We start from the raw sequence: 7,191 nt of genomic DNA on the forward strand, positions 1-7,191 counted from the left end.
CTGTCGCATTTGCCGGCGCCACGTAAACAGCTGTTGCGGCGACAATCCGTGCCGCCGCGCGACCTCCGATACCACGGCTCCCGGGGTCAGCGTCTCCTCGACGAACCGCGCCTTGTCGTCGGCCGAGAACTGCCGGCGTCGGCCGCTCTCCGTTTGATGACCTCGACCCGACGAACCGAGGTCCTAGGCTCAAGCATATGGTCAAACTTAGACACAAGCCGATCTCCAACAGAGATCGATCATTCCCAATCGACGCCTTCAATGGAAGGTGGGACCGAAACAGCGCTTACGTCAGTTCAGAGGGGACGGCCGAACGTTTGCGGCCGAGCGCCAGACCACGCGGTTGACGCTAAGCGGAGAGGAGGCGATCCGATCCAAATCTCAGTTGGACTGCGTGCCCGCCGCGATAGGAGCCAGCGGGGAGGCATTTTGCGTCATTCGAGTGGCCGTCAGTCGCAGGAAGTAGAGCGATAAGCCCGGATTGCGCTCGCATAGCTTTTTCAATGCTTCGTCGCTGATGCAAAGCAAATCCACATTGGTTGCTGCCACTGCGGTCTGCGTGCGTCGCCTCTCTAAAGAGAACAATCCAATCTCACCGAAGAGATCACCTGCCGAAAGTCGCTGCTCAATCTCCGGCAGCCCGACTTCGCCCGATACCACCATATAAAGCAGATGGGCGTGCTGGCCCTTTTTGAAGATCGTCTCCCCCGCCTTGAAACGCTTCGGCCACATGAATGGCTGCATCCACAATGGAGAAAGATCCGTGGCCGCCGCTAGTTTCGCTTTCCGAAGCAAAGCCATCATTCGAACGAGCAATACTATGTTCAAAGGAAGCAGGACGAGGTGCAGAATAAGTACAGGGTACAGCCCGGCGCCGAAACCGTAGCTGATGAACGCGAAGTTACTGCAGATTGCCATCGCACGCAGGCTCAACATGGTGCCCATGCAGAACGTGAGCAGCACAAGAGCCGAAGCCAAATAGCCGATAGCTTCAATCAAGGTCATTTCGGCGCCCCACCGGAGCAATCAATGCAGAAAGAATGCTGCTAGCATCGCTTGCGCTATCGGGCAGAAATGAGGCTGGCGGAGCGATTTGAGGTCTGTGCCCGCCTTCACCGGATGCGCCTGCATCTGGCCCGTAGCCAACGATCGCGGAATGACAGTGTCATGTCGGCTATCACCGGTCAAAACCATCGAGGTCACCGAAGCGATTCAGCGGCCCGTCAGGACCGAACCGGCTGCCCGATCCCGAGAAGGTGCCTTCGCTGTCGCGGAACCAAGCGCCTCGCTCACCTATGCCCTTGTTGGCGTAATCCCCGGCTATATCCGCGATCCCGTCAACGGTTTTCCAGCCAGGCAGATCATATTCCTCGAAGTGAACTAGCGCGCGAAGCTCGCGAACCGTTGCCTCGATGTCCTCAACTTCCCAGCCCATCTGCGTGTGCGTGCCAGATTGCACTCCAGCAGAGACGAACATTGCAAACTCGCCATTTGCGCAGATGTAGCGCAGTCCACCTTCGATCTTCGACCGGGTCGAGCCCGAGTTTTTCCGAATAGAACGCCCGCGCGCCGATCTAAGTCCTTGGCGGGAAGACGAGTAATCAAGCTGACCGAAGGCAGACAACCGCCTATAAGTGGGGCATCCGACTGAGGAGCGCTAATGGGACGACCTATGACCAAGTTTGCCGTTGAATTGACGACCGCATTGGCGACGTTCTCGTTATCGCTCGCTTCACAGGATGTGAATCGTGGACCGATCAAGCGTCTGGTCAATGACGGCGCTTCTTCACACCTGCGTCTTCGATAATCTGGCTGGCATCCGGCTCTTCGATTCCCGCGTCTATGTCCGGCGACCTGTTGCAGGCGCTCGGATCACCGGCACCACACTGGCAGCCAAGCTCTTCGCTCCAGGCCCGGTCCGGGTGGTTCTCGCAGACGAAGCCGATGCCGAAGCAGATGGGGCAGTTGGGATTGGTCATGGCATGAAAAAGCGCGCGGCCTTGCTCCAAAGATCGCAAGCATACCGCGCGCCTCCGTTACGCCGCCAATTCTTTGCGAACAGCAGCCGCCGAATTGCCTACCTTGTCGACGGCCTTCTGCAGTTCGTCCCTGGAGACACCAAGCTCCTTGGTCCAATACTTGACCTCGAAGTCTTCGTGCATGTTGATCTTGCTACGGCGCGCTGGTCCCGTTTGGTGAGATTGTCGCTCATGTTCCTCCTCCATCGCCTGACAAGCCGCTCATCGTCAAGAACGGCCAGCAGGTCATTGATCGTCTTCTCGCTGTCCCTCGGCCCAGGCTCGATATATCGAGCCAGGATGGCTTGGGCTTTTTTTACCGCTTGGGTTACGCGATCCGGCATGCCGGTACTCCACTCACTGGCAAGGAGCGCCCGTAAGAAGGCTGTGTTCCCAAAAGGGAGGCCTCCGGGAGGGCGGAGGCCGAGTCTGGGGAGGTTGCATATGCTCGGAAAACCTGACCTGCTGCGCCCCGTTCTTACAGTTTCGCATGAAGCTGGGGGCTCCGCGCTGATCGCTTAATCTGCGTTATAGGTTTGCTTGAGCAGGAGCCCTGCTCTCGTCCCGGTAGGGAGGGTCCTGCCCTTGGCGAGCGCGAGCGGCATCAATAGAGCCCGTCTGTTGGATGTTGGCGCTTCAACGCCACCGCATCTGCATCGCTCACGCGGAGGCATCACCAGCCCGCATGCAGAGGGCGCCAAATGTACATGAGTTATTTCTTGGACAAACCTTTGAACGAGCTGGCCCGCAGCAAGCCTTCAGAGGTGATGTCCCGGTATTCGATGTCGGCGTAGAACTTTGGCTCGACCCATGTCGCCTTCGGTTTCTTGACCGGCTTCGTGAGCTTTTGCTTCGGGCTGACGACCGTATCGAGAGCCTTGCGGATCTCCGCCGATTTCGTCCGGCTCCAGCCCGTCCCGACCTTCCCCATGTAGCGCAGTTCCTTCCCTTCCTGCTTGCCGAGGTAGAGCGCGGCGACGCCGGACGGGTCCTTGACGAAACCAACGACGGGGAATTTCTCGCGCTGGACGGTCTTGATCTTCTGCCAGGCCTCGACCCGATCCGACCGGTACGGCGCGTCAACCCGCTTGGAGACGATACCCTCGTAGTTCAGCTTGCTGGCCGCCTCGAACAGCACCTGCCCGTCACCTTCATGGTGCTCACTGTAGAAGATGGGGGCTTCCAGCCCGTTCTCGTCTATCAGCTGCTTCAGCAGCTCCTTGCGGGCAAGCTGAGCCATTCTGCGAAGGTCCTTGCCGTCCAGCCACAGGAGATCGAAGGCGAAGTACTGCAGGCGGTCCTGGTCGCCCCTGCCAAGGTCTGCCTGGAGTTCGGAGAAGTTGGTTCGCTCTTCATGGATGACGACCACCTCCCCGTCCACGATCGCCTGACCCGGGACATCGAAGGCGCCGGCAATGACCGAGAACCTGTCGACCCAGTTATGGCCGTTCCTGGTGAAGGCCTTCCGGTCCTCGTGGTCGATGTGGAGCTGGATGCGGTAGCCGTCGTATTTGGCTTCGTGAATCCACTGAGCCCCCGAAGGCGCTTTCATCTTCAGGGTCGCCAGCTGGGGGCTGATAAAGCCCGGCATGGCAGCTTGCGGCTTCTTTGCCGGTGCCCGGGTACGCTTTGCCACTAACGCAACTCACAAAAAGCCCGCCGCCGGTGTTGGGGAGCCGACGACGGGCAGTCTACCTACCTTATTCACGACTCTCTAACAGCGAAGCCGAAGCGGCGTTCCCGGGCGTTCCATACAACCGCAATCGCGATTCCAGGTTGTATTTTCAACGTCAACGAGAACGACAGCCGAACAGGGAACGAACGCGGTGTCATAGTTCCTTCGCAGTACTGCCGCCGCGGCGCGCCCCGCCGGCGGGCGGGAGATCAGTACCGACAATACAGGTCGGCTTGGCGAGAGTTGCTTGCATCAATGATTGGCTGCAGAGATGATGCGGAATGTCAAAAGCCATGGAGTTGATTGTCGCAGGTTATGTGAGGGGCAAGGATCGACGCGCTCTCGCAGAATTGCTCGCGCATCGGCGCAAGATGCTGGGCGAGCTGCAGGCCGTCTCGGGTATCGATCCGGCGAACGCCATTCAAGCCGTTCAGGACGAACTTGCTATCATCGAAGCGGGCTTGGAGGAGCTTAAGCCGCCGCCTGGCTCACTGCCCGAGAACGAGTGGAGCTAGGCAGCCGGGTCCGAGCACGAGAGAGTGCAACGATGACGAAAGCTACCGACTAGCGAGTTGGGGCTGTGCCGGAAAAGATATATGGGCCGATTGCGTCGAGCACCAATTTTGCCCCGCTTGATGTCAGATGAATTGTATCGCTTGCAACCACCTCTCCATTTGGCGTGCGCACCAGGCACTCCTGACGCTGATTGCAAAGCACGTTCCTCTCGGACACATACTCCACGCCCGCCGATTTGCTGAACCGAGCCATCAGGTCGTCCTCCGCCGGACCGGACACGCCGGATCCCAGTCGGTCCGGCAATTCGTGCGAGAAACGATAGTGGTTGACTATGGCGAGCGGGAGGGTGCGCTTCCAGACCGGCGGCGGTCCAATTAAGATCACCCGGGAGACGCCGGCTTTGCGCAAGCTAGCGATGGTGCCGCCGAGCTTGTCCAGGTCGGTATCAAATCCCCACATCGCGTGCAGCACCACGATATCGGGGTGAGATACCTTGATGAGGCCAAAAGCCGTCTCGTTGCTTTGCTTGCAGGACGCATTGGGGCCGGCCTCAAGAATCGGCGCGCAGCCCGGCGCACTAAAACGCGCTACGCGGAACGATGCCGATTTGGCCGCTTTGGCTATAGCCGGGAAAAGCGCCGCAGCATTCGAATCTCCCCACAATAGAAGCAAAGGTCCGTCACCTTGCTCGATGCAGCTCATGTCAAAGCTGCTGCCCGGCGCCTCGAGGAAGCAGTGGTCTTTGAATGCAGGATTGTCGTCAGTGCTGACGGCCGCGACCGCCTGCAGCTCCTCTGGAAATCGCGAGACGAAGCCGGCAAAGAGGGTCGTTGCGACGCCGATTACCCCGACTAACGCTAGAGTCATGGACAATGCCGGCACGACATTGCGCCCGCGACGAGCCGGCCATTCGACGAAGCGATATGTCAGAATCGAGAGCACGATCGCGGCGACAACCGCGGCCCATATTTCAAGGAAGTTCGGCACCCCATGCCGAACAATGCCGAGGTAAGCCAGGAGCGGCCAATGCCAAAGATAGAGTGGATAGCTGATGAGGCCAAGCAGCACAGCGGGCCTGCTCGACAACAGCAGTCGGTTGACAGCGGTATTTGGCGTCGCGATCACGACCGCGGCGCCGAGCACGGGGAGCAGTGCCAGCGCCCCCGGAAAGGGCATCGATTTATCAAACAGCAGCGCGGAGGCCAGGATTGCGCCAACGCCGGCCGCGCTCAGGAGGTTGCTACTGTCTTTCCTCACGAGATTGGCCTCAGCCACGAGCCCTCCGATCAACAGCTCCCAGGCGCGCGGAACGGGGGCATAGAAGGCCCAATCCGGATTGGTCCACGCCAAAACTAATCCGGCTGCCAACGAGACTCCGATCAATCCGACGATGATCTGCCGACGATGTGGCGAATGCACCATCAGACCGAGAGCCAACGGCCAAAAGATATAGAATTGCTCTTCGACGCCGAGCGACCAGAGATGGAGAAGCGGATTTTCTGCAGCGAGCGGCGCAAAGTACCCGGCCTGCCCGAGCTGGAACAGATTCGAAGCGAAGAGAACGCTGGCGGCAATGTTCTCTCCGAGCAGACGTAACTCTGAGGGAAGCAGGATGGCCCATCCGAGCGCAAAAGCAGCCAACAGGACGGTAATCAACGCCGGAAAAATGCGTTTGATTCGTCGCCCGTAGAATGTCGAGAGCGAGAAGCCGCCGGGCGCCAGCAATATCCGGGTGATTAGAAAGCCCGAGATGACGAAGAAGATGTCAACACCGACGAAGCCGCCGGACAACATCCAGGGATGCGCGTGATAGCCGACCACCAGCAGGATCGAAACAGCGCGAAGCCCGTCAATATCTGGCCGATAATTTTCAGACGGTTTCATGGACGTTGCAGTTGCGGCATCCGTTCTTCAAAGGCGTGTGAAATTGTGACCGCCTACAAGCACGCGCCTGGAGATCGCAAATTGCGGTTGATTTAGCCTGAGCACGTACCAACGTCTACGCCGAGCCATGGCTCGAAATCGCAGGATGCCTTGAAGACCGGTTCGCGCGCAATTGTGACAAACGTTGAGGGGCTCCAGAAGGCCGAGCACAAATCCCGCCCCTCGCCGAAGAGGCAAGCTACCATCGGCGCCCGCCGAGCACCCTGCCCTTGTTGTGATGTGTGTCGGTCTTCTTCAGCGCGTCTCGCTGGTCGCAGAGCGTATTGATCTTGCCTAGCATTCGCGAGAGCAAGGTCTCAGCCGATGCAGTCGATATGCCCGCCCGCTGGAGTTGCAGGATCTCCTTTCGCTGGCGCCCCACTTGGGTGCGCATGCGCTCGATCTCCTTCCTGATGTAGTTCAGGTCGGCCATATCCGCCTCTCGTTGGAATGGACACATTAGAACGAAAAGCGAACGAATACTCAAGCCAGATTCTTCAGGAACTCGACTTTTTGGGAAGAGTTGTGCGCCCATGAAGCCGGCGAAAACCTTTAAACAGCAGGCTCGCGTAGCCGAGAAGGCCGCTGAGAAGACGGCCGACGAATTCGTGTCTCGGCAGATGAAGGCTCTGACCGCGGGGTTTAGAGCGCAGGCGAAAGTCTTGAAGAAGAAAAAGAAGAAGGGCGGCTGACGAAGGATCAGAACCAAGCCGACCGGGCCGAAGCCCTCGCCGCCGAGACGTAGGACGATGAGGTGAGCGAGACCCTTCTCAAGGCCGCGCGGGAATACCGAGAGCAGCTCAACAGCGAAAACAACCACCGGGCCGATCGCCTGGGCGCCACCGACTCGGTCGCAAAGGAGGATCAGCAGTGAGCGACAGGACGGGCAATGAACCGGCACCCTTGCTGCTTCTCGGCGTGGCAATCATCCCGATCATTGCAGTATTGGCGTGGTTCGCTTTTTAGCTTTGAACCTTTTCCGCGATCGCGCGTCATACAGTCGAAGCGTCCCTAAGCTTCACCCCTACCAGAAAGCCCCGCTTCCCCCAGGCGGGGTTT

8 protein-coding genes and 2 pseudogenes are annotated in these 7,191 nt (G+C 59.0%); 2 read left to right on the top strand and 8 right to left on the bottom strand.

From position 1 onward, the window contains the following. The 6 genes and pseudogenes from AC0L27_RS40385 to ligD form a co-directional block, all read right to left on the bottom strand. Nucleotides 1-129 (bottom strand): annotated as a pseudogene (locus AC0L27_RS40385) (transposase); the annotation flags it as partial. Nucleotides 130-381: 252 nt separating this feature from the next. After that, on the bottom strand, nucleotides 382-1,005 hold the full coding sequence (locus tag AC0L27_RS40390; RefSeq protein WP_473323602.1) for a Crp/Fnr family transcriptional regulator: 624 nt from the start codon (nucleotides 1,003-1,005) through the stop codon (nucleotides 382-384). Nucleotides 1,006-1,177: 172 nt separating this feature from the next. Further along, a complete protein-coding gene (locus AC0L27_RS40395) occupies nucleotides 1,178-1,477 on the bottom strand; it encodes a VOC family protein (protein ID WP_473323604.1) in 300 nt (99 codons plus the stop codon). Nucleotides 1,478-1,769: 292 nt separating this feature from the next. After that, complete coding sequence (locus tag AC0L27_RS40400; RefSeq protein ID WP_473323606.1) at nucleotides 1,770-1,979, bottom strand: hypothetical protein; 210 nt, start codon at nucleotides 1,977-1,979, stop codon at nucleotides 1,770-1,772. 57 nt (nucleotides 1,980-2,036) lie between these two features. Beyond that, nucleotides 2,037-2,212 (bottom strand): annotated as a pseudogene (locus AC0L27_RS40405) (DUF3606 domain-containing protein). 518 nt (nucleotides 2,213-2,730) lie between these two features. Next, on the bottom strand, nucleotides 2,731-3,654 hold the full coding sequence (ligD, locus tag AC0L27_RS40410) for a non-homologous end-joining DNA ligase (RefSeq protein WP_473323608.1): 924 nt from the start codon (nucleotides 3,652-3,654) through the stop codon (nucleotides 2,731-2,733). A 320-nt stretch (nucleotides 3,655-3,974) separates the two neighbouring features. Between ligD and AC0L27_RS40415 the strand changes: the two genes are divergently transcribed. Further along, on the top strand, nucleotides 3,975-4,208 hold the full coding sequence (locus AC0L27_RS40415) for a hypothetical protein (protein ID WP_473323610.1): 234 nt from the start codon (nucleotides 3,975-3,977) through the stop codon (nucleotides 4,206-4,208). Nucleotides 4,209-4,257: 49 nt separating this feature from the next. Here AC0L27_RS40415 and AC0L27_RS40420 read toward each other — a convergent pair whose 3' ends face one another. Then, nucleotides 4,258-6,093 carry an acyltransferase family protein gene (locus AC0L27_RS40420; protein WP_473323612.1) on the bottom strand — a complete coding sequence of 612 codons (1,836 nt, stop codon included), beginning with the start codon at nucleotides 6,091-6,093 and terminating at the stop codon, nucleotides 4,258-4,260. Between the two features lie 238 nt (nucleotides 6,094-6,331). Continuing rightward, nucleotides 6,332-6,565 (bottom strand): hypothetical protein, encoded by a 234-nt coding sequence (locus AC0L27_RS40425; RefSeq protein WP_473323614.1) that lies wholly within the window; start codon nucleotides 6,563-6,565, stop codon nucleotides 6,332-6,334. Nucleotides 6,566-6,665: 100 nt separating this feature from the next. On the opposite strand from AC0L27_RS40425, the gene AC0L27_RS40430 reads away from it, so the two are divergent. Beyond that, nucleotides 6,666-6,824, top strand: a complete 159-nt coding sequence (locus AC0L27_RS40430; protein WP_473323615.1) for a hypothetical protein — start codon at nucleotides 6,666-6,668, stop codon at nucleotides 6,822-6,824. Nucleotides 6,825-7,191: the final 367 nt, after the last annotated feature.

The sequence above is a fragment of the Bradyrhizobium sp. Ken51 genome (genome assembly GCF_055807435.1).